General features: G+C 47.1%; 2 protein-coding genes. One reads left to right on the top strand and one right to left on the bottom strand.

What is annotated here, in order from left to right; translation table 11 throughout:
• Window positions 1-982 (top strand): DUF2254 domain-containing protein (locus ACKLKD_RS27790; RefSeq protein ID WP_283074730.1); only part of this gene is annotated, 982 nt, incomplete at its 5' end.
• Window positions 983-1,294: 312 nt separating this feature from the next.
• Here ACKLKD_RS27790 and ACKLKD_RS27785 read toward each other — a convergent pair.
• A partial coding sequence (locus tag ACKLKD_RS27785) for an IS110 family transposase (protein WP_039264920.1) occupies window positions 1,295-1,609 on the bottom strand: 315 nt, incomplete at its 5' end.

The raw sequence follows: 1,609 nt of genomic DNA, 5'->3' as shown, positions 1-1,609 counted from the left end.
GACCACACAAAATGTACTGGCCACCTTCATCGGTTCTTTTCTCTTCAGTCTGGTAGGGATTATTGCCCTCAATATGGGAGCTTATGGAGAAAGGGGGAGAGTCATTTTATTCATTGTCACACTGGTTGTCATTGCCTTAATCCTCATCACATTGCTTCGCTGGATACAGCATTTGACCTCTCTGGGGAGGGTTGGTGAGACAACGGCAAAAGTAGAACAGGCGGCCATCGAATCATTTATTGCGAGAGCAAGAAATCCCTTTCTCGGCGGATATCCATGGCTTGAGAACAATGAACAGCCGAAAGGAACGGTTGCAGTTTATCCGAAGAAGATTGGCTATGTTGAATATATTGATATGGTGAAACTTAGCAAACTGCTGACCAATGATCCCCGTCATGTATACCTCGTGGCGCAGCCAGGCAGTTTCATACATCCATCCATGCCAGTTTTGTACCTGAGTCAAGGCCAGGAGTCATCAATCAGCGCCGATTTACTTGAGAGGATTATTGTCTCGGATGTACGTTCATTTGCTCAGGATCCCCGATTTTGTCTTAGCGTCATGGCCGAAATAGCCTGCCGGGCCCTTTCCCCCGCAGTGAACGATCCTGGAACCGCCATTGATGTCATTGGCAGAGGTGTTCGTATACTTTCCACTTACGCGCAGAATAAATCTGATGAAATAGAAGTGAAATATCCTTCAGTTCATGTTGCACCACTTCAGAATAACGATCTACTGGAAGACTTTTTCTCACCTGTCGCGCGCGATGGCGCCAGTATGAGGGAGATTCAGATAAGAGTCCTTAAAGGACTGTCTATGCTGAGTAAGGGTTGGCCTGGGGTATTTTCTGAGGCCGCGCATAATTTAGCATTTGAAACATTAGAGCATGCAACACGTGCTGACCATATAAATTCTGAAAAATATCTAATAAAATCAATTTATTATAATTTATTTGGTGGCGAAGATTCTAATAAAAAACCATAGTTGCGGAGCAAGCGATTCGGTTGTTGGCAAGTAAAGGGGGTCCGCTTGGAAAACGGATCTATGGTCACTCCCGTTTTTGCAACACCGATTTTGACGACAAGTTGGCTTGCTTGAATCTATCCGGCGTCTGAATGGGATTTTATTCCCGCGCCTCGATGAGTTCCGCGCCTGATGAACCTCCAGAAAATATACGGCTTCAATGAGCCTTTCCGTTTTACAGGTTCCTCAACAGGCCGGTGGGCCGTTAGTATCATCAATATCAGTATTCGCAAAACCAGATGAATGATTGTTTAAACTGGTGTATTTCTGCCTTTATGCTTCGTAAGTTTGCTGTCGCGCCGTCAGTGCCCAGGCTATTCTGGCCAGCTTGTTTGCCAGAGCACAGGTGACGACAAAGTTGCTTTTCCGACACAACAACTCCCTGACCCAGTCGGCCAACTTGCCAGACTGGTGTTCCAGTTTTTGTATGAATACCCTGGCACACTGAACCAACAAAGTTCGGATCTTTTTGTTGCCCCGCTTGCTAATCCCTAACAATGTCGTCCGACCTCCCGTGCTGTACTGTCGGGGTACCAGCCCTGTTGCCGCCGCAAAGTCACGGCTGCTGGCGTACTGCTTCCCGTCGCC

Source organism: Klebsiella sp. 10982 (genome assembly GCF_048589245.1).
In the GTDB taxonomy this organism is placed as follows: domain Bacteria; phylum Pseudomonadota; class Gammaproteobacteria; order Enterobacterales; family Enterobacteriaceae; genus Klebsiella; species Klebsiella quasivariicola.
This window is presented reverse-complemented; position numbering and strand designations above follow the sequence as displayed.